Here is a 20,279-nt window from a genome sequence, read left to right as displayed (position 1 = left end):
ATTTATAAACTTAATCTTTTGATTGTCTGTTCAAGCTCTGCTTTTAAATCTTCCGGAAGATTGGCTGTTTGTTGCATCTTCTTTATTTCTTCAAGAATGTGTGGCCGTTGTACAGAATTAGTAAACCAACCTAATGCTTCGGCCATTACTACACGTACTTCCTGTGGATTACCGGCATCACGAATTACATTCAAATAATCATCCACGTGGAAATGGAATGTATAGTTACGCACATTGCGGATTGCACTGATACGTTTTGCTTCCGGTGCAGCTACATCCATCAAGGTCTGATGGACTTTTGCTTCTTGTACAAACATTCTTTCCAGGCTTCTTAGTAATCGTTTTTTCTCTTCGTTTTCATTCAAACGGTCAACTTTTGCATAAAAGTCTTCTATTGTCTTTTCTACTTTCTCTTTCGGATAAAGGCTTAAAGCCTTGTTGGCACTCATTTGTACGCGTAAGCGTTCATTATGTTCGACCAATGCTTCCACAATAGCGGGCAATAAGGAATCGTCACCTACAAATCCAGCATAAATGGCACTTTGGCGAGCTACCATTTCATAAGTATCGTTCAAACCTTCGCGTAATGCTTCGATGAAGTTGTCGTCCTGATAACGGCTCAACAACTTGATAGCTTCCATACGAACCGTATTGAAGCCACTTTCCCGGTACTTCTTCAGGAGCAACGGAGATAATTCCTTTTGGGTATCGGCGTCAGCCAGCATACGCATGGCCAAACTTTGTACATCAGCGTATGGGCTGTTTAACAAATTCTTCCAATAGGCTTTGTCATCTTTGTGTATTGTTATATCGGTACTTAAAGTATTGGCTTCGATAGGAGCAAAACGGAAAGTGGGATCACCAAACAAATGACCTTCAAGTGATACGATTAGCTTATTGTATTGCCCGGCTCGTACACCATGGGACAACAAACCAATCATTTCAATAGTCCAGCGGTCTTGCAATACGTTACGGGTATTTCCTTGTGCTACTAATGTCTGACCGTCATTAAAGATATATTGTCCTGCTATATAGTCGTTTTCGTGAAAAGAACCGTTGTAGCACGCATCAAACATTATCATCTTCGGATTAGTGGAAAGATTTCTCTTCATTAAATCTTCCGTTACGATACGTTCATCAGCGTAGTGAAGAGAGTCTGCTTCCCAGAACTTAGGATTGTCCAGGTCTTTAAAAAACACCTCATTCACTTGTCGTTTTTCCTGCATCTGAATACGTAAGGTGTCTTTGTCACGTTTTCCAACATGGGACATGACTGCATTATAAAGTGTACTCTTCAACATTTTATAACGATTATTGAAATCAGTGCATGCCAATTCATCATTAATAAGCTGCCCTGTTGGCATTCCATGTTCATGAAACATAAATAAGTCAAGGTCCTTTCGTTGCAATTCGCTGAATAACTTATATTTCATAGGGTGTTTCATTCGGAAGTTCCAATGTTTGAATCCCATTTGACGACCAAAAGCTAATGGAAAGTTCTCCATATAAGCTTTTTCGTCATCCATCCATACAATCAGGCAATCGGAATTGTAAGAAGCACCATTGAATGAGAATACCCGATCTAATTGATTATGCTTATCTGCCTTGGCAGCAGCAGCTTTCTTCAGATATGAGGCAATGGCCGCATATTTATCCCCTTCCTTTTTTTCCGGATACTTGATACGAGCTGAATAGAAAGTAGGATTTAGCCGCTGGGGACTGTCTTCTGTCAATTTGTAGTAGAAATGCTGATGATTTACTGAGTCTTGCCTGATGAACTCAAACTTTAAGTTCAGATCATCATAAAAGCGGTCGGTAGGTACGGAAGACTGATCCCAAGGAAAGGCTTTCTCATTCATTTTGAATGCAGTAGTCATGTGTTGCGCATTACGTACCAATGCGACAGGCACATCGCCGATTAAAACCAGACCTTCCAATGAAGGGCATTCTTGATATGTTTTGATGATTATCTGTTTGACTTGATCTGGATTTTGCCAGTCACCGCTGATCAGATAAGTTGCCAAACCATCATCTTCAACCGCAGTTTTGTACTGATGCATGGCATCTTTGGTATTTGCATAAGTTTGGTTATCTGTTATGATAGCAAAAGCGGTAGGTTGTTTGACCAATGGCTTTATGACTGTTGTTTGTGCATTTCCTGCCAATGGCAAAAGAAATGCCAGATATATTATTTTTTTAATCATGGCCAATTAATTTTTAAGTCTGTAATATGTACGGTCGGCTTCTTCACGAAGGTTCTCGGATAAGCTCTTATCTTTTCTCAGTTGATCGCATACCCGAAGGATGTCAGGCTTCCGATAAGAATGAGTGAACCAAGCAAAAGCCTCCAATAAACAGGTTTTTAGCTTTTCACTTTCACTGGAGTCGGTAAGTAAAGCCAAGAGGCCGTCTACACAGGCATGTGCCATATGATTTTTCAGAGAATTGCAATAAAGGATGCGCCAACGTTCGGAAGTTTCTTTGCTTAATAACTCTTTTTGCATGCTACGACTATTATTGGCATTCTCCAAAACCTTACGCATCTCCTCCTTGTCTTGCAACACATAGGTCTCAGCCATTACTTTATCAATTGCCGCCTGTACGGCTGCCTGATCAAAGACTTGAAGCCCCAAACTCACATTAAATGCCACACGCTCGGATAGGTTGTCTTCTACATAGGCTTTGATTTGCGGATAAACATACTCGTTCAGTCCCACATGTTGCATCATACGAACAGAGGTGCGACGAATAAATTCATAGGAATCCGTAATGGCCAAGTGTAAGACTTCCCGGAAGTTTTTGTCACTAATCTTCTCAAGCAATGCCAAGCAGGTGAAACGTACCATCATGAACGAGGAAGTTTCAAAAGTTTTTCTTAATAAATCAGAAATACCCGGATAGTCATTGCGATAAAGGTTGTGCAAAGCAAAATTCTGTATGTCGGCATAGGGCGACTGTAATAACTCCAACATGCGGGACTCGCTATATGGTTCTTTGAACAAAGCATTGGCATCTACCTCATTGATAGATTGAAAACGTAGAGTAGGGTCACCGGTAATGTGCGATTCGAGAATATTCGTCAATTTAGCCCATTGCCCCACTCGTGCTCCCATACCTAACAGGCCGAGCATCTCGTTTGCCATTTTATCTTGCAGTACATTGACTGAATTGGCAAAAGTAGTTACGCATTTTCCTTCCGACATGATATAACGTCCGGCAATGTAATCTTTTTCCCGGAAATCACCATTATAGCATGCATCGAAAATTACCATACGGCTATTAGGCTTAAACTCTGTAACTTCCGACAGGATAATACCGGTGCGCAGGTCTAGTAAAGAATCTTCTGCAATTACTTTGGGATCATCATAGCCTGCAATCCAAGTAGTGTCCAAACCGTATGTGTTTTTCATCATATCCAGCATTTCGTCGAAAGACTTTTTGTTGTTTTGCTTTCTACGCGCTAAACCACGATAATAGTACTTCATTGCATCTACATGAGCATTCCACCTATTAGTAGCGGGACTACCGGAAAGATATTGACGTTCGGGCATACCATGCTCATGAAAAATAGACAAGTCCAGATCTGTGCGTTTCAGCATATTAATGACATCGTCCTTGGGATAATCGCTGAAATTATAACGGATGAAACGGGCCCGTCCCTCTTTATCGAATACGCCCGGCATTTGTTCGCGAATAGTAAAGGTTTCCGGTGTCCATGCAGTCAATGAGTTAGAGTAAGAGCCATCACCTGTATAGGAGAAGAATTGGTCTAATTTATTGTTTATCTGGTGCTCAGCCACCACTTTTTTAAAATAGCGGCTGATTTGCGCATGCGGTTCTTCGCCGTTATCAACAGCTTTGACACGTGCAGAATATATGTCACACCGAATTTGCTGTGGAGATTTTATAGCCAAATTATAATAGAAGAAATTATTTTCGACACTGTCCTGTTTCAAAAAATCGAATTGTAGGTCGAAATCATCGTAGAAACGGTCGCTGGGCACTGAAGAATCTCTCCAGTCATTGTTTTTCTCATCCATTTTAAAAGCGGAAGTCATATGCTGGGCTTTGCGGAGCATTGGAATAGGGATATCACCGACAAATACCACTCCTTCCAATTTATCCTTTTTGTAGAGCTTAACAATAACTTTCTTTACATCTTCCGGTTTATTCCATTCATTGTATACGATGAACGTAGGCAACCCTTCCATTCCTAGAATCTCCTGATAGGCTTTAAGCTCGGCTTCACAAGCCTGAAATGTCCCTTTATCTGTAATTACAGCAAAAGAGGTGTCCTTTACTTTCACAGCCGGTTTAACAAATGTCTGTGCCCGCAGAGATAATATGCTGCAGAGCATCAAACTTCCAGTTATTAATTTACGCATGTTTTGTAATATAGATTTCGTTATGTAGCATTAAAAATTACATCCTAAACTTATCGATAAATGAGTACGCCCATCATAATCATAGTCAGAGGTATTTACACGATCGAATACAACTTTTGCAAATAAGTTCATACGTCTGTTTTCTCTGACTTGTTGCGAATACGTTATCGACCCGCCAATACGATAGTAATCACAGGTATAATAATTAGTCAGCCCTTGTTGTAATTCGGTTACAGTTGGATAGTCTGCATGGCTGCCACCATATACATATTCACCTCCCAGATTATTGTTATACGCAACATGAACATCTATTAAAAGCCTGCGATTCAAACTATTGCCTAAAACAAAATTTTTTTTGCCACCTAAGCCTAAAGATAAATTTTCTGCATTCTGTACAGAATTAGGCATTAAATATTCATCGTCTTGCTTGGTATAATTCACATTTAATTCTGCTTTCCAACTATATTCATTCCCGCGGTTTCTGCTTAATGCATAATTAAGAGAAGCGGTTTGTGCCTTGTACGTAGAACGGATGTTATTATATAATTCCACCCAGCCACTTTGTGATTCAGAGTTATCGCGTTGAGAAATATACTGAATACCATCGATGTTACGATTTGTATATGTGGTTCTCATATAATTGGTATAGTCCTTTCCTTCCTGAATCATCGTTAAAGAAACATGAGCAGTTTTATCTTTTACACCGGCTATTTTTTTAGGAGTCGTATAGCTCTGCTGAACAGTTTCCGCTTTTACATCGTAACTGCCCTCAAGCAGTAAATTGAAAGAGGGCATACTGAAGTTGTACTGGAGAGCTCCACCGAAACGGTCTCCAATATAATTGCTGGTTACACCGCTGCCTATTCCTTTTATGGCTGTTCCCAAACCGTATAATATATAATAGTCCTGATCCACATAAGAGTTGACATTACTCATTCTTGAGTCTTCCTTGATAGAACTATACTTGAAACTTGCACCAAACTTGTGTGAATTATTCAACTTGTAAGTAATCCCCGGCGTCAGTCCCAGCGTATAAAAACGGGTATCCACACGCGGGTCGCGCTGTTTGGCAGCTAATGTAGCTACATAATTACCTTCCAACCCCAATGCCCAATGATTACCAAGTAAAGGAGTAGCTGCACGAAACTTCAGATCGTAATATTGATTTCTCCATTTGCTTAAGTGCTGGTCTGCGACATAGTAAGGCATTCCCCTGAATGGATCGGCAATGGAGGCGTTATATCCGGCATCTGTCAGATTTTTTTGTGCAAAATTAAATGCTCCCCACACATATGCATTTTTCAGATTGATAAAGCCTTCACTGGATACACCTACGATAGCCTCTTTCTGCCCCTCTTGCGGACGGCAATAGTTTCCGTCCTGTAAGTCATATCCCAATATAACATTCGAATAATTCTGAATATCATCGAATGGCATACCGGCAGCATTCTGTGAATGAGACCATAGTCGTCTTGTTTTCAATTGTTCCATAGCGGCGGGAGAGAAGCCCTGTGCCGCTCCCACCATACTTACAAGGCAGGCTATCATTACCAGCAGGCAGCTTTTCATATAGTTCATATATTGTTTTTTCATTGTTCTGTCTTTTTAGTTAATTATTACAATGTGTGATTCCATGAAGGCATTTTTGCTCCATTACGACGCATTACAGGAACAACGCCACGTTCAAAGTCATCCGTACTGTTGTTTGTATCCTGATATATATATGTACCTGTTTCTTCGCGAATAATAGGATTACCTTCTTCGTCTGTGGACAATTTGCGAGCAATACCTAAACCGCAATAAGTAGCTCCTACCCAAGTAATACCTGCATCAAGTACACCGGGGACACGTTTTGCATTCATCTTTGACTCATTGTTTACTGCTTCAACAGCATCCAATACATATTTAATAGGTATTTTTGCATAATAAACATTGCTGTTCGGTTTGCTAAGATCTGTTGTCTTCATATTTTCATCGTTGACCGGATCCCAAGCTTCTCCTTCAGGAACACGAAAAATCACATAAGCACCTCCGAATACGGATGTCAAATATTGTGGTATACTTCCCATCTCTGCTTTTCCTTGGTAGAAAACATGTTGCATATCATAAGCTGCCTGGTCAGGGAAGTTTGGATTATTCATATTAAACTCAAACTCAGAACTACTGCCGTCTATAGGACTTTGAGGGTTATAGATGTCCAACTGATGGTTAGCGGCAAATTGAGAAATGATGCAAGATTCACCTGGCGCTAACGGATATTCGGTTCCATTTCCTGGAAATTTCCACACACGTTCTCCATATGCATAATTATTACCGTCCGCTTCCGGCCAAATAGGTAATTTAGTGGTAGCTGTACCCGGAGTTAAATTTGCGAAATAAATACCGTCCAAATACAAAATGTCAGCAGAGTTATTGTATATCTCATAGAACTGGTCTCGGAAATAGACTCCTCCTTTTTCCGGACGGCTACCGCAATAATAAATCTCCTTGAATATTAATGGGCTCACTTTAAGCCCTTGTACTTCAATATTCAATGCGCTACCATGCTTAAATAATGCCGCATTTACAGAATTGCCATTGATGTAGTATTCATTGTTTTCTGTATCGATCGCTGTACCGGATACTGTTACCGAATAAATTCCGGGGATAATTCCGTCAACTTTCACACTATTATCAGTTACTTCTTTTACATAATGTAAATCTTCATCGTAATTGTCGAACTTTACAGTCAGATCTTTCAGTGTGGATATATTTTCAACGGTAATATCCAAATATACATCCACTGTGATAGGATTCACTTCTGCTGTGCCAGACATGTCCCTGAACGAATCGCATCCTATCAAAAGGGTACTTGCCAATGTAAACAAATATATTAAATATTTTTTCATAACTTCCTAAACATTATAAAGTGAGTGATAATTCCAGCCCAAAGAAAAATCGGTTATTCAATTGAATATATGAACCCGGATTACGTTTGGATTCTCTGCGCGGATAACTTCTGAACATATTGTTGGCAAAGAAAGAAACACGTAGCATATTGCTAATTTCTTTAGTTACATTCAAGTTAAAACAAAAATAAGGACTGTATGATTCTTTTATAGCATTATTATGACTTACATTATTCAACATATATCCATATCCTGCATCCTTTACTTGCTGGGTAGTGGTATATTTCCCCTTGGGAAACATATTTACAGACGCATCTTCCAATGCTAAATAGCCCACAGGTATAGAATCGTTTCCAAATGTATTCCAATTAGACTGCTGCCAAATAGCTTGTGCTGTCATCGTAACAACAAAACCGATACGCGGGATATTGTGAGTGGCACGTAAAGTCGTTACAAATTGTTGTTTGTAACTTGCATTGCCTTCTTGAGAATAAATGGCCACCGGTTTACGGGCTGAAGCAGCATCTTCGCTATTGTCATAGAAGCTATAACCCTGACGCCAACTCTTAGTACGCATCCATGAGCCATTTATTTGGAAGGCCGTACGGATAGCATCAATACGTCCGATATTCAAATCAAATTCTAAACCTTTAGTTTCTATATTTAAATTATTAGTTGGTTTTGCATAAGTAGACAATACCGGTAGGCTACTACTAAGCTCTATCCCGTTTTCTGTGCGCTGGTATTCATTGTAGATAAATGTATTGAAGGTGTTGAAGGTTTGGCTCATTACATAACCATCCTTCAGACGCTCCTTATAAGCTATTACATTCAGATTGGTTTTACCCACTCGTAAATTAAAACCGACTTCTGCTTTATGATTTTGGGCAATCTTCAAATCTGAGTTATCTACTTGCCGAACTTCTGTGGTAGTCATAAACAAGCGCTGGCTTTCCGGAATATTTTCATTGGTAAGCTCATTTATATTGATATATTCAAAATATGCATTTTCTGGATATAAATAGAGAAGAGAAGGCATCTTTGCAGCAATACCGTAACCTCCCTGAAGACTTAATAGATTCGGAATCAAATCAATGGATGCATTTACACGTGGCGAGAAAATGCCTCCTACTACTGAGGTATGATCATAACGCACACCAGCCTGAATGTTCAAATCATGCGTACCGCTTATGGACCATTTGAAATTATCTTCCACATATGCACCAAATTGGTTAATGAAAGGAATATCCTTATAGTTACGTGGACGGAAAGATGAATTATGACCGTATTGACTACGATAAGGAGGAGTACTTGGGTCATAAGTTTTTCCTTTACCAACGTTACCGTCACTCCGGAAATCCGCACCAATCAAGATGCGGTTGTTTACATGACCGCTCGCCTTGAATAGAGAACTCGTCACTTTAGCAAACAAATTAACTTCACGACTATCGATCTCATAGTGTCCCAAATAGCTGCTTGGTAGATAAACAGCATAATGATTTATGTCTTCCGGTCCAAAATTAGTAATTTGATTACCATTGGCATCATAGATATGCTGACCTGCAAAGTTACTAAGTACCGCACCGTTTGTAGTGGTCATGGAATAAGGAGATGTAGCAGAACTGTATACGGTTTCATAATAACTGTCTTTATCCATATACGTACCTGACAATACATAGCGTAGTGTTTTTAACCAGCCCTTATTTATATTCCATGTACCATTGGTATTCAAAGTAAAACCTATATCGCGGCCTTCCGAAGCTGTTTTAGTTTGTTCATCATCAGGATTACGTTCACGTTGATCCTTACCATAAATAAAATCAAAGCTGGAATTGGTACGTAACTTATTATTAAAGAAAGTATTTGAATAGAGCAACTTTGTTGTGGCACGCTGATAGTGCTGGTAACTGGATATTGGATTATTCGTATTATAAGCATAATCTGCACTTACATTTAAAGCGCCTTTCTTTTTTCCAAGTTCAAAACCGGTTCCCATAGACACCTGATAGATATTGGGATTGGCTTTTGCTTTGACACGTAGCGGCTCACGACCAGCTTTTGTATTAATAATTACTGCTCCTGAGGTCAGATCACCATATTCAACAGAAGGGATACCACGAACGATTTGTATAGACTCTATATTTTCAGTAGAAATACTACGAACATCGGTTCCACCAGCCGGCGAGGCACCTCCGGCCAATGAAGCGGGTGTTTCCGTACCACTTAATACCGTAGGGCTCATCGCAGATAGATTAGCATTATTTGAGATGGGGGCACCATCACGAATTATTGCGGTGCCCATAGCATTCATCGGAGCTTCCGGACCACTGGAACTGGAAACTTGACGGATGTTAATCTGTTGTGCCGAACTCATATCTTGATTCTGTGAAATTCCACCTGGCATCAATGACATTACATCATATAAACTGGTCGCTTGCATATGGTCCATAGCAGAGCGGGAAATGTGAGAAGATGTGGATTTGCCTGAACGGCTGTTGGTTGCAGTTACTGTAACTTCTTTCAACTTAAAATCCTCATTCCTCATTGTAAAATTAAGAACCAAATCCTTATTTACATTTATTAAGGTGTCAATGGAGACTTTGCCCAAATATTGAATTTGCATACGAATTTTACCAGTAGGTACGTTTTCCAGTATGTATCTACCATTTTCATCAGAGGTTGTCCCTAGTGCAATTTCAGGAATAGACACAGCTGCAAATTCTAAAGGCAAACGCTTGTTGTTGTGGTCGTACTCATAAACAGTGCCTGTAAGTTTTACTTTGTAATTGTTTTGCGATTTGATAGGGAGGGCAATTCCTATGCAAATAAGTATAAACAAGTATATAATATTACACCCCAAAATACCTTTTTTCATAAGTAACATCATATTTATTAATAATGCAAAATTATATGTAAATTTTAAATTAAAACAAACCATTGTGTGTAACAAAACTAAAATTATTAAAAATACATGTTGTTTTTGTTGGTGCCGTTGCATAATCTCACAGACCTCAACCGTCTGTTGTCTAACAATATAGCAACTGCATTATATTTAGGAAAATCCAATATATATTAGTACTTTATTTAAGTTCCATACATAGTAATACGGATCTTGAGTGATTAAAAGCAAACTGCAAATCTAAATAAAAAACGGGATGGTTGTAGTTCTGATATGCTATATCTTAATACAACGCAGATAAATACTTATATTTTCATTGATAGATCTAACTAAGTTAAAAAACGGATTTTCTCCAAAATTCTTCTGATAGCTCCGTTCCAGCCTCATATTTATCGCACTTTACAGAAGCCCCAGTTCAAATATAAGGAAACTGTATCTCTCTTCGATAAAAGATCTATTTTAGGACGCAAAATTAGATATTACAAAAGATTATAAAAATACCATTTTTTGGGTATAAAAACGCATCTAATACCTATATATAGGTATTAAATATCATTGGCAATGTATGTTCCATTTCATTAAGCAAACAATTTTTTGTATAAAATACAAATAGTACTTTTTTACCCACTTAAAAAGTGCAAGAATGTATAAAAGTCCATGTGTCAGCTATAATAGGGGCATGAATAGGCATCCGTTCCATACCTGTCCCTATTTGAATCGGTCACCCCACAGTGACCGGACATTACTCACCCAATTCGGATTCTCATTACAGTAGGCAACGAAAATCTGTATCAAGTTCCAAAGCCCGAGAATCATTCCATTAAACCTGGCAGGAATTGTGACAACATGTCTGCTTGAAACAGCTACTATTATGGTATCATGCTGTATTGTTATGCTATATACCATGTTCTAAGTCAAAACTCTTTTTTTTTAGAATTGAAGGTTTAAGGCTCCATCCGAAAGTCAATATCACTTTCTCAAAATTCTTTTCTACAGCACCCTTTGTATAAGTTAGGATGTCTTTCTCTAGAAAATTTTTGAAATCAGATGAACTCATGTCTCTAAAAATGTTTATATATTCTTTTTTAAGAAATTCATTTATGGCATGTGCCGATATCTTTTTTTGCGTGCACTTTTCTATAACATATAAGTTGCTTGGTACCGGTACCATCGTGTCCAGCCCCATGAAGATATTACAGTCTACCATAAGAGTATAAGCGCCGCTCTCGGCAAGAGGTGCGGAAATGCAGTAATTGGCTTGCTCAAGCAGAGAATCCACCAGTTCTTTTGTGGAAGAACTGATACTATTGGCCAATTGTTCATATCCTCTTAGATTCAGTTGGGATATGGTCTTTTCGATAGCCGGGATGAATTTCATTCCTGGACCCAGGTTCAAATCAAATCTTTTGTAATAGACAAGAAGCTCATTCCAATCTTTGTACCGTGAAGGTTTGATGATATTTACATTGTCTATACCATGTTGTTTAAGATACTCGCCGGAGGAAAATGCATCTTCTTTGAAGGTCTGTGTGTTTCCATCCGGGAAACTTAAATAGATGGTCTTATATGTGTCTCCAGTGTTGGTCCTTGCAAAAGCTTTACATTCCTCACCTTTGAGATAATATGCTGTGGTGATGTCAAAACCATTACCGCTGGCATCATTGTCATAGCAACAATTCCACTTTACCTTATCAGATGGGAATATACGGCTTATATTCTCTATTTGGGATTTGGTGACATATCCCCCCGTGCTTATGAATGCGCATGTGGTTTCTTTAGTATAATGGTTTATTTCGTAGAAACTCATTGCGTCAATAGCGGATTCAAAGAGATATATGTCTGTAACCTTGTCAAAAGGAACAAAATTGGCCATCCAACAGCTTTGTGCCTTGTCACCACCCGTGGCAAAGGCTTTATAATTGGTATTGGTCTCTGCAAAATAGTTCCTCATTTCAAAGTTAAGGATTTCCATCTGGGAGGGTTTGCGGAATGGAAAGCCGATATGATTGTTTTTTCCTACCTGGTAGATGAACAGTCTATTGGCGAAATCCTCCACAGTCTGTGGAGAGAGCTTCCTTTGGACGGTCAAATATGGATTATCCTTTTTGATAGGACGAGGATTCCAATAATTCAAATTGGATTCAATATCATTTGGATTCAGTCCCAGCAGAGGATTGTTTACCGTTTCGGTATCTTCATTGGTGATCTGTTGAGTAGGCATTGGTACACCATCAATGACGAAGAGAGGCTGGGTTCCTCCTGTGACGGAGTTGACACCTCTGATTCTGAAAGTCATTCCGCTTGACAATGAACCGTCTGTGGGGATAATCTGTACTCCGCTGATTTTGCCTTGTAGTGCTTGCAACGTCTGCGTAGAACTACTGTTTACAATATCTTTTATATTCACAGAAGCAACGGCGGTTGCAATATCACTTTTTCGCTGGCTACCATAGCCTACAACAACCACCTCATCCATCTCTGTGACTGAAGGGTCTAGAATGATATCAAATCTTCGGTTCTTTCCGATAGTGATAGTTTTGGGCTTATATCCCAGATAACTGATGACCAGTTTTTCAGAAGGAAGTACTTTTATCGTGAACTTTCCTTCTAAATCGGTGATTACTGCATTGGTGGTACCTTCGATATTTATCGTGGCACCGATAAGAGGTTCACTCTTCTCATCCAACACTTGCCCTGAAATAGTTACTTGCTGTGCTAATGCTACAGTGAAATGTAGTATTAGAAACAATGTGCTTAATAGTACTTTTCTCTTCATAGTGCAGATATTAAAGTTTATAATAAGGATTAATACAATTAGATTTAAAATGGTAGTGCAAATAAAGCGAATTATAATATCCATGTTTTGACCTATTGTACTTTTCTCTTGACCAAATTACAGACTTTTTCTTCAAAGGTAATCGCTTTCTATTAATTTCATTTATCACCGCGTAAAATTATTCGATTGGACTTTTTATAGTGAGTATTATCATGGGGAGTATTAAAAAAGATTGGATATGAAAAATAGTATGTTAAATCATTCTGTTTTCTCAAATATGCAGTGGGGTGTGAGCGCAAGGAAAAATATCTGTAGAAATTGATAATAATGTATTTTATTCAAACTTTCCATTTATCCAAACTCTATCAGTTATCTGCACTTAAATCAGGCTTTGATATTTCAAGAGTTTGGATAAATGATTAAGGATTCAGTCTGCATTAATACCGAACATAGCAGTCAGTGAACGATTGATACCTTACGTTCGCATCGTGCGAAGTCTATTCCTTTCCACACGGTTTTGCGTCCGGCTGAAGATGCACACTCGGCTTGCGCCTTGTTCCTTTGCTGTTTCTTTATACTTGAAGTTCTACAATTCGTTTCACAAAGAATTACCCTGTGGAAGTCTGCCCGCTTTCGCGTAGGGTGACGTTGAAACCTTTATCCAGGGCATTACACCATGGCATTCGCTTTCTCCACAATCCTTTACCCGCACCTCATTCGGCCGCTCTTACAATTGGCCACCCATCGGTTATTGGCTGACGGGAGAGATACGGGCTTACCAAGTTTCGCACAAATAACTGACGACCGACTTAGACTCCGCCTATCCACCAGCAGTGCGACATCCGTGTAGCACGATGTAACAGCGTACTATCCTGACTGCTTGCCTTTTGGAATGGCCCATAAATATCCGTGAGCTAATTCATAGTCACGATGGTACGGCGATTCACTTAGGTTACTCATATCAGTCAGCTTTGACATTCTTCGCCTATGATGCTTAGGTTGGAACGTCGTTGTCAAGAGGGCTTCGCACCCGACCGTTGCCAGTCACGTACGCCTCTTCAGGCTACTATTGATGGAACAATAGGTTCAGACACGATGCTGAACAATTACTTGTGTGACCTCTTGGCGCACATTACACTACTAAGGTAATGCTTTTATAGGAGAAGTCACATCTGTAAAAAACTTATTATCATGCAATTATCTTACTTTATCTTAGGCTAAAAGCCCTTATTCAAGGTGTCTGTATCCTATCATCCGCTACCGCTCGGTATCGGATTCCTCCAGACCGATGGCATGGCATATCTCCTCCACCAGTTCAGGAAGGCCGGAGTCTTTCTCCTGACGGGGATCGGGTGGAAACAGCGTGGAACGAAAGACACCCTTACAGACAGGGTCCGCCTCCTTGTTGTAGCGGAGGGTGTTCGGAATGTGTGAGGACAGCAGCCGCAGCCCCATCCTGTGGATGACCCGGTTCCAGGCATCATACAAATTCTTCCGTCCCCTTCTATCCACCATGTTCCAGAACAGCCGGATTCCTTTCAAGTTGCAGTTCCCCTTGGCGATCAGCTCCTCTTCCAGCACCTTGGTAAACTGCAGGGAACTCTGCATGACGATATTGTCCGCCTTGAGCGGGACAAAGATATAGTCCATCGCGGCAACGGTATGAACCACCCCCTCGCTGCGGAGCGTTCCGGGAAGGTCGAAGAGCACGATATCGAAAGTCTCCCCTTTTTCGTCCATATAACGCCGCAGGTCTTCCACCCCCTTTTCCGGGTCGCTTTTGATGACCGGATAGGCAGGCTTACGGATTCTTTCGTACTGCCGGTACAGGTTCACCTTCAGGTCGTCATTTTTCATGACATTCTCCATGTCCCTCTCACGCATCAGGGCGATGCTGTGCTGCGGGGAGTCACAGTCCACAACCGCCACACGCACGTCTTTGCGGTAATGCAGGACACTGGCCAGCAGTACCGTAAAGACGGATTTTCCCACGCCACCCTTCTGGCTGGCGATGGCAACCAACAACTCTTTTTCTTTTTTCATCATACTTCTTTTTCATTAAAAGTTAAACACTATTGTTTCAGAAACAAAAATAATGCTCCCATCGGGGGAGATCCCCTGTCATGGGGGACGAGCCTTTATGACCGGGCCGGGCAGGGACTCCTCCAGAATCATGTCCGTCGTTTCCCTGTATTCTTCCAGATGCCGCGAGACAAGGTGGTTGATGAACCCCTCCAGAGTGACCTTTCCGTTTCTCGAGGCTCCCGCCAGGATGGACAGTTTCCGGTGCAGGGCGGCGGGAATATGCAGCGACCGACGCTGCACGCCCGCAATGCCATGCAGGTATTCCTCCCCGTAGACGGACGGTTGCATGGGGCCATTTTTCCTTGCGGGACGTATAATGTCGTTACCGGACGTTCCACGTCTCTTCCGGGGACAGGCAGGCGCTTCCCCCATGATCTCACGGATGCGGTCCGCGTCCATCCCGCCAAGACCAATCCGCTCTTTTACGTTCTTTCCTGTCATGATATGCCTTCTTGGACAATGACAACGTTTTATCGGCGAGGTGTTCCTCCCGGCTGTCCGTCCTCATCCCAGGGACGGTAGACCTCACCGAGCAGGGAGGCGATGTCCTCCCTGTGTTCCTCCATATGGAGTTCCAACAACCGGATGATAAAACCGGAGATGCTGCCGCAGCCGGCGGCCCTGACCAGCATGGCGATCCGGCGGTGCAGTCTCCCATCAATGTAGGCGGTCTTCCACTCAGCGGCTCTGGGAGCGGGAACCAGAAACCTCCTCTTGTATTCCTCCGGACCTGTCACTTTCCCTGCCCGGACCTGACTTCCATGACTTGGTATCTCCACCACTGGTTCCAGGGATGGGGAAACGGGAGCTGACAGAAGGTTCCCCGTGAGTCCGACCCTCTCGAGAACGATATCGGAAAGCCGGTTCTTTTCCTTTTCTGAATCCATATTTTAAAATCTTAAATTATTAAATTACACAACTGGTATTGTCTCGGAATACAAAATAAAGGAAGAAGAGAACAGGATGAAACCACCTGTCACTTATAGTCATCCAAAGTCAGTTATTGTCATGATACACATGACGGGGGGGACGGAGATGCCGTTCCGTTCGGACGGTTCTTCCTATGCGGAGGCGACATCAGAGGCCCGTAGTGGTGTGGAAAAGCGAGCGGGATTCCGTTTCCTTGTCCACCGTTCCTTTTTAATCCTTATGGGCAGGCGTGAGAGCGCGCATCCGTCCGGATACGGATTCTTAAATTATCGGTCTATGGGAGTGTAAAAGTATTAATCCGTTAATGGAGAATTATGAAGGAAGACCATAAGGTGTACACGGCTACATTCTCCATTTGCAGAAGTGTAGAAGTAGTAATCCATTAATGAAGATAATGCAGAAAAACCATAAACCATATACGGCTCACTGCCGCTCTCCATTTGTAGATGTGTAGAAGTAACAATCCATTAATGGACAATAGGGCATGTAAAGGGCAGATTTCCCGTATATTCGCCTCCTTATTCCCGAATTATGGACGTAAGTCATATGATTATGGAGAGATATCCACCCTTTTATGGGGAGAGCAGCCGGCAAACACCTGATGGAAATGCCTCGTAAATCACAGGAGAATAGCCATACAATGGGCTAATACACAATAATTATTGGATAAATGTGGTCCGCTCCTGCGGACAGCAAGTTGTGTTTTCGTTTAACGAAAACAGGACGGTTTAACGGAGAATACACCGATAAACCGTTACTTATTTCAAGCTCCAGCGTCGCTTTTTACATATCTAACTATAATTCATTTGAAATCACAAAACAGATTGAACCGAATGTGGTTAGTTTGTCTGTTTATTTCATGTCCGAATCATTAGTATGCTATGTTGCAAAGTTCGTATTCATTATGAAAAAATCCGCTTACGAGAACAAGATATTCAGGTAATTTGCCATCCTTTCCCCAAAGAAGTTCGATGTTAAAAAGTTCAGAAAGCGTTTTGGCTATGTCAAATCCGAAGGCTTCGAGTGACGGACGCACTTTTTCCGGGTGTCGGCATGGTGTGCCGCAGTTACGCGTACACTCGTTATCTGAGCAGTGAAGACATTTACCTATATAGGCAAATGAACGCCCTCCATATTTCCGTTCCATATCCAATAATTCGCTCTCGATTCGTATCCGTTCCGGTAAAATGAGTTTTTGTGTATATTCAATCGGAATATCTTTGTCTTCAGGGATTATCTTCGTTGCCATAAGATGTGCATACTTGTATTGTCGGAGAAACGATTCCGTATCAAAATCAAATGGAGGACACCCCCAACTTTTACCGTAATTGGTACATTGTTTGCAAAGTTCAAGAAAATGTGGTTCGTCACGGAATTCGGCGATGTATCCTTCAACAGTGATGTCTGAAGTAAAATTTTCTACAGTGTATATACTCATTGTTTCAAAATCATTGTACCGCATAAGGAGTCGAAACGGATGTTTTCATTTTGGAAAAGTCTGTCAATGTATCCGCTTTTCTGCATTTCAGACGCGGTCAAGCAACTTAAATTCGGGGTATCTAACAATGCTATCGAATCGCACATGGACAACGCGATGTCAAGTTCATGTGTCGAGAACATGATACATTTTTTCTCGTCGTGGACAAGCCTACGAAGCAACGCCACAAGTTCGTAGCGATTAGGCATGTCAAGAAAGGAAGTCGGTTCATCAAGGAGAATGATAGGAGTATCCTGTGCCAATGCACGAGCAATCATCACACGCTGGCATTCGCCATCCGACATTTTATCCATCGTGCGGTTTGCATAAGCCTCCATTCCCACCGAAATGAGCGATTGCATGACTATCTCCTTATCTGTTTCTTGCATCCTACCTATCCAGTTGGTATAAGGAGCACGGCCTATGGCTACGACATCCTTGCACCGCAGGTTGGCGATGCGCGTGCGCTCGGTCGTGACGACAGCCAGCGTTTTTGCCATATCTTCGGTTTTCATGCAGGCGATGTCGTGCCCGTCGAGAATGATTTTTCCGGAATAACACCGGTTCAGACCGGCTATGGCGCGGAGCAACGTCGATTTTCCTGTCCCGTTTCTTCCGATAAGGGCTGTCAGTTGACCTTTTTTTATCGTGGCATTTACCTCGTGGAGCAACGAGTTTTCTTTGTAACCTATGGAAAAATGCTGTAATTCTATCATGCGGTGATGGATTTGTTGCGTAAAACCACCCATACGACGATTGGGATTCCCAATAGAGCTGTAATGGCGTTGATCGGCAAGGTGAATATTTTAGAAATGATGTCGCAAAGAAGCAATATCGATGCTCCCGAAAGAATTGTTCCGGGCAGAAGGACATGATGATCGCTATTTTGGAAAAGCATTCTTGTGACATGAGGCATAGCGAGACCTATGAAACCTATCGGACCGCAAAAAGCGGTTATCGTTCCGGCGAGCAGCGTTGTCGAGAGAAACAACAGGCTGCGTGAACGCCGAATATTCAGTCCCATTGTTACGGCATATTCCTCTCCGAACAGCAGGAGGTTAAGCGGTTTGATGGTCAGTACAGCCAACAGCAGTCCGGCAAACACCGATGGAACAAGAATCAGAAGTTGTCCGGAGGTGACGTCACCCAAAGCCCCCATCGTCCAAATGACAAAGGCTTTCAGCGATTCCTCTTTGCTGAGGTACTGCAATATCTGCACGACAGCACCTACGCCCGATGAGAACATCATGCCCAGAATCAGGATTACCATGATGTCTTTTATTCGCTGTCCGACGGCAGTTATCACGAGCAACACGACAGCCGCACCCACCCACGCTGCTCCGGCAATGCCTATTGATGAACCGATCCCGGCAAGTACCACAAGTGCCACACCGAGACTTGCACCGGAACTGATGCCAAGGACATAGGGACCGGCAAGAGGATTACGGAAGAGGGTCTGCATCTGAAGACCGCTGACCGATAAGGCAGCCCCGGCCAACAGTGCCACTATAGCTTTTATGAGGCGTATGTTGAGTACGATTTTTTCCGTGGCACGGGAACAATTTCCCCCGGTCAGTGCTGCCCATACATCGCGGATCGGAATGTTGACAGCTCCCACGGCCAAGTCCAGTAAAAAAAGACCGACCGTGAGCGTAATCAATATGGAGAATAATATAGTCGAACGGGAACGCATCTATTTCAGTTGCTTGTAATACACACACTCTTCCTGCACCAGTTCAGGATGGAATATCTTCACGAGGTCGCGGAGCACGATGTCAGGATTCACGACGGCAGACTCGTAATAGTCGTTACCCCCGGCTGTGTTGGTACGGGCGTTGTTGTTATACACCTCTCCATTTTTGAAACATCGGGTATCGGTGAATTTCGGACATGATGCCTTCAAGTCGTCAAGGGAGTTCGCCATTCCCACGTTCAACCACATGTCCGCATCCGACGCGAGCAGATATGCTTCTTCTAAGTCAATGGGGATAGAAGCGTTTCCCGTGTTCTTCTGGTAGATATAGCGGCCTCCCGCATCAGTAATCAAGCGGGCTACATAACTTTGGGTTGAAGGCATGAACCACGAGTCGCCATAGGGAACATTAAGCATAACCGAAGGAGTGCCGAGGGTACTGTCGGCCACTTTCTTTTTCAAGGCGTTGTATCTGACCGGGATTGCGGCAAAGGCTTTTTCACCCTTCTCACGTTTTCCTGTGACTTCTGAAAGCACTACCATCCATTCGGCCTTGCCGAGAGGCGACTCTTCAAGATAATCGCCGACATACATGAACGGTATGTCGAGTTCTTCGAGTTTGCTTTCCATTGCGCTTGCGCCGTTCACCCCATAGAGCAGAACGAGGTCGGGATCGAGCGAGAGCAGCAACTCGTAGTTGATGTTCCCTTCATAGCCGACATCGCCAATACTGTCGCGGCGGGCTTGGATGTCTGGGTTGGAAATGTAGTCGATTCCCGAAACGCCGGTTATACACCGGACTTCACCGATTGCGTCAAGCATGGCGATATGAGTGGAAGACATCGCCACGATACGTTTGGCGTCTCCTTTGAGTACCTGTCCTGCAAACCCTTCGGGAACCTCTTCACCGTTGCGGACGATAAACAGCCATGTGGTTACACTGTCCGCTCCCTGCCAGGGATTCCTGACGGTTATCAGTACGCTTTCCTTCCCGCCCGCCCCTTTGATGTCGAAGCCGGAGGCATATTCGGGAGCATAAAGCAGCAGGTTGAAATCATTGATTTTTGAGCTTTTGTTGTGGCAGCCTGTAAATGCCAGAGAAAGCAACAAAATCAGGCTTAAATTCTTTAATGCGTTCATATTGAT

The 20,279-nt window shown here is 42.2% G+C and carries 15 protein-coding genes; 2 read left to right on the top strand and 13 right to left on the bottom strand.

What is annotated here, in order from left to right; all coding sequences use genetic code 11:
- Positions 1 to 2: 2 nt before the first annotated feature.
- The 6 genes from H8796_RS19410 to H8796_RS19385 form a co-directional block, all read right to left on the bottom strand.
- On the bottom strand, positions 3 to 2,204 hold the full coding sequence (locus H8796_RS19410) for a HEAT repeat domain-containing protein (RefSeq protein ID WP_004311266.1): 2,202 nt from the start codon (positions 2,202 to 2,204) through the stop codon (positions 3 to 5).
- A 6-nt stretch (positions 2,205 to 2,210) separates the two neighbouring features.
- Positions 2,211 to 4,385 carry a HEAT repeat domain-containing protein gene (locus H8796_RS19405; RefSeq protein ID WP_005651733.1) on the bottom strand — a complete coding sequence of 725 codons (2,175 nt, stop codon included), beginning with the start codon at positions 4,383 to 4,385 and terminating at the stop codon, positions 2,211 to 2,213.
- A gap of 30 nt (positions 4,386 to 4,415) precedes the next feature.
- Positions 4,416 to 5,978: a DUF6850 family outer membrane beta-barrel protein gene (locus tag H8796_RS19400; protein WP_004327091.1), complete on the bottom strand. Its 1,563-nt coding sequence runs from the start codon at positions 5,976 to 5,978 to the stop codon at positions 4,416 to 4,418.
- A 23-nt stretch (positions 5,979 to 6,001) separates the two neighbouring features.
- Positions 6,002 to 7,273 carry a DUF4876 domain-containing protein gene (locus H8796_RS19395; protein ID WP_004312956.1) on the bottom strand — a complete coding sequence of 424 codons (1,272 nt, stop codon included), beginning with the start codon at positions 7,271 to 7,273 and terminating at the stop codon, positions 6,002 to 6,004.
- Positions 7,274 to 7,286: 13 nt separating this feature from the next.
- Positions 7,287 to 10,157, bottom strand: a complete 2,871-nt coding sequence (locus tag H8796_RS19390; protein WP_004311273.1) for a TonB-dependent receptor — start codon at positions 10,155 to 10,157, stop codon at positions 7,287 to 7,289.
- A gap of 910 nt (positions 10,158 to 11,067) precedes the next feature.
- On the bottom strand, positions 11,068 to 12,948 hold the full coding sequence (locus tag H8796_RS19385; protein ID WP_004327093.1) for a carboxypeptidase-like regulatory domain-containing protein: 1,881 nt from the start codon (positions 12,946 to 12,948) through the stop codon (positions 11,068 to 11,070).
- 987 nt (positions 12,949 to 13,935) lie between these two features.
- Between H8796_RS19385 and H8796_RS19380 the strand changes: the two genes are divergently transcribed.
- A complete protein-coding gene (locus H8796_RS19380; RefSeq protein ID WP_153862836.1) occupies positions 13,936 to 14,097 on the top strand; it encodes a hypothetical protein in 162 nt (53 codons plus the stop codon).
- Between the two features lie 108 nt (positions 14,098 to 14,205).
- Here H8796_RS19380 and H8796_RS19375 read toward each other — a convergent pair whose 3' ends face one another.
- The 3 genes from H8796_RS19375 to H8796_RS19365 form a co-directional block, all read right to left on the bottom strand.
- On the bottom strand, positions 14,206 to 14,994 hold the full coding sequence (locus H8796_RS19375; protein ID WP_004311277.1) for a ParA family protein: 789 nt from the start codon (positions 14,992 to 14,994) through the stop codon (positions 14,206 to 14,208).
- A gap of 75 nt (positions 14,995 to 15,069) precedes the next feature.
- Positions 15,070 to 15,474 (bottom strand): DUF3408 domain-containing protein, encoded by a 405-nt coding sequence (locus H8796_RS19370; RefSeq protein ID WP_004315818.1) that lies wholly within the window; start codon positions 15,472 to 15,474, stop codon positions 15,070 to 15,072.
- 29 nt (positions 15,475 to 15,503) lie between these two features.
- A complete protein-coding gene (locus H8796_RS19365; RefSeq protein ID WP_004327094.1) occupies positions 15,504 to 15,920 on the bottom strand; it encodes a DUF3408 domain-containing protein in 417 nt (138 codons plus the stop codon).
- 76 nt (positions 15,921 to 15,996) lie between these two features.
- On the opposite strand from H8796_RS19365, the gene H8796_RS19360 reads away from it, so the two are divergent.
- Positions 15,997 to 16,251, top strand: a complete 255-nt coding sequence (locus tag H8796_RS19360) for a hypothetical protein (protein ID WP_008650625.1) — start codon at positions 15,997 to 15,999, stop codon at positions 16,249 to 16,251.
- Positions 16,252 to 16,834: 583 nt separating this feature from the next.
- On the opposite strand, the gene H8796_RS19355 is transcribed toward H8796_RS19360, so the two are convergent.
- From H8796_RS19355 to H8796_RS19340, 4 genes are read right to left on the bottom strand one after another with little or no spacing between them, the layout of a single operon-like run.
- Positions 16,835 to 17,401: a DUF2284 domain-containing protein gene (locus tag H8796_RS19355; RefSeq protein ID WP_004289236.1), complete on the bottom strand. Its 567-nt coding sequence runs from the start codon at positions 17,399 to 17,401 to the stop codon at positions 16,835 to 16,837.
- Entirely contained in the window at positions 17,398 to 18,156 is a 759-nt protein-coding gene (locus H8796_RS19350) for an ABC transporter ATP-binding protein (RefSeq protein WP_004289235.1), read from the bottom strand. Before H8796_RS19350 ends, H8796_RS19355 begins: the two co-directional genes overlap by 4 nt.
- A complete protein-coding gene (locus tag H8796_RS19345) occupies positions 18,153 to 19,133 on the bottom strand; it encodes an iron ABC transporter permease (RefSeq protein ID WP_004311292.1) in 981 nt (326 codons plus the stop codon). The genes H8796_RS19350 and H8796_RS19345 overlap by 4 nt, the downstream gene beginning before the upstream one ends.
- Entirely contained in the window at positions 19,134 to 20,273 is a 1,140-nt protein-coding gene (locus H8796_RS19340) for an ABC transporter substrate-binding protein (RefSeq protein ID WP_004289233.1), read from the bottom strand.
- Positions 20,274 to 20,279 lie beyond the last annotated feature (6 nt).

The sequence above is a fragment of the Bacteroides sp. M10 genome, from assembly GCF_014334015.1.
Lineage (GTDB): Bacteria > Bacteroidota > Bacteroidia > Bacteroidales > Bacteroidaceae > Bacteroides > Bacteroides intestinigallinarum.
This window is presented reverse-complemented; position numbering and strand designations above follow the sequence as displayed.

What these genes read in the sequence shown, in the direction of transcription:
- H8796_RS19410 (WP_004311266.1), bottom strand. Translation starts at nt 2,204, where the DNA reads ATGATTAAAAAAATAATATATCTGGCATTTCTTTTGCCATTGGCAGGA.
- H8796_RS19405 (WP_005651733.1), bottom strand. Translation starts at nt 4,385, where the DNA reads ATGCGTAAATTAATAACTGGAAGTTTGATGCTCTGCAGCATATTATCT.
- H8796_RS19400 (WP_004327091.1), bottom strand. Translation starts at nt 5,978, where the DNA reads ATGAAAAAACAATATATGAACTATATGAAAAGCTGCCTGCTGGTAATG.
- H8796_RS19395 (WP_004312956.1), bottom strand. Translation starts at nt 7,273, where the DNA reads ATGAAAAAATATTTAATATATTTGTTTACATTGGCAAGTACCCTTTTG.
- H8796_RS19390 (WP_004311273.1), bottom strand. Translation starts at nt 10,157, where the DNA reads ATGTTACTTATGAAAAAAGGTATTTTGGGGTGTAATATTATATACTTG.
- H8796_RS19385 (WP_004327093.1), bottom strand. Translation starts at nt 12,948, where the DNA reads ATGAAGAGAAAAGTACTATTAAGCACATTGTTTCTAATACTACATTTC.
- H8796_RS19380 (WP_153862836.1), top strand. Translation starts at nt 13,936, where the DNA reads ATGATGCTTAGGTTGGAACGTCGTTGTCAAGAGGGCTTCGCACCCGAC.
- H8796_RS19375 (WP_004311277.1), bottom strand. Translation starts at nt 14,994, where the DNA reads ATGATGAAAAAAGAAAAAGAGTTGTTGGTTGCCATCGCCAGCCAGAAG.
- H8796_RS19370 (WP_004315818.1), bottom strand. Translation starts at nt 15,474, where the DNA reads ATGACAGGAAAGAACGTAAAAGAGCGGATTGGTCTTGGCGGGATGGAC.
- H8796_RS19365 (WP_004327094.1), bottom strand. Translation starts at nt 15,920, where the DNA reads ATGGATTCAGAAAAGGAAAAGAACCGGCTTTCCGATATCGTTCTCGAG.
- H8796_RS19360 (WP_008650625.1), top strand. Translation starts at nt 15,997, where the DNA reads ATGAAACCACCTGTCACTTATAGTCATCCAAAGTCAGTTATTGTCATG.
- H8796_RS19355 (WP_004289236.1), bottom strand. Translation starts at nt 17,401, where the DNA reads ATGAGTATATACACTGTAGAAAATTTTACTTCAGACATCACTGTTGAA.
- H8796_RS19350 (WP_004289235.1), bottom strand. Translation starts at nt 18,156, where the DNA reads ATGATAGAATTACAGCATTTTTCCATAGGTTACAAAGAAAACTCGTTG.
- H8796_RS19345 (WP_004311292.1), bottom strand. Translation starts at nt 19,133, where the DNA reads ATGCGTTCCCGTTCGACTATATTATTCTCCATATTGATTACGCTCACG.
- H8796_RS19340 (WP_004289233.1), bottom strand. Translation starts at nt 20,273, where the DNA reads ATGAACGCATTAAAGAATTTAAGCCTGATTTTGTTGCTTTCTCTGGCA.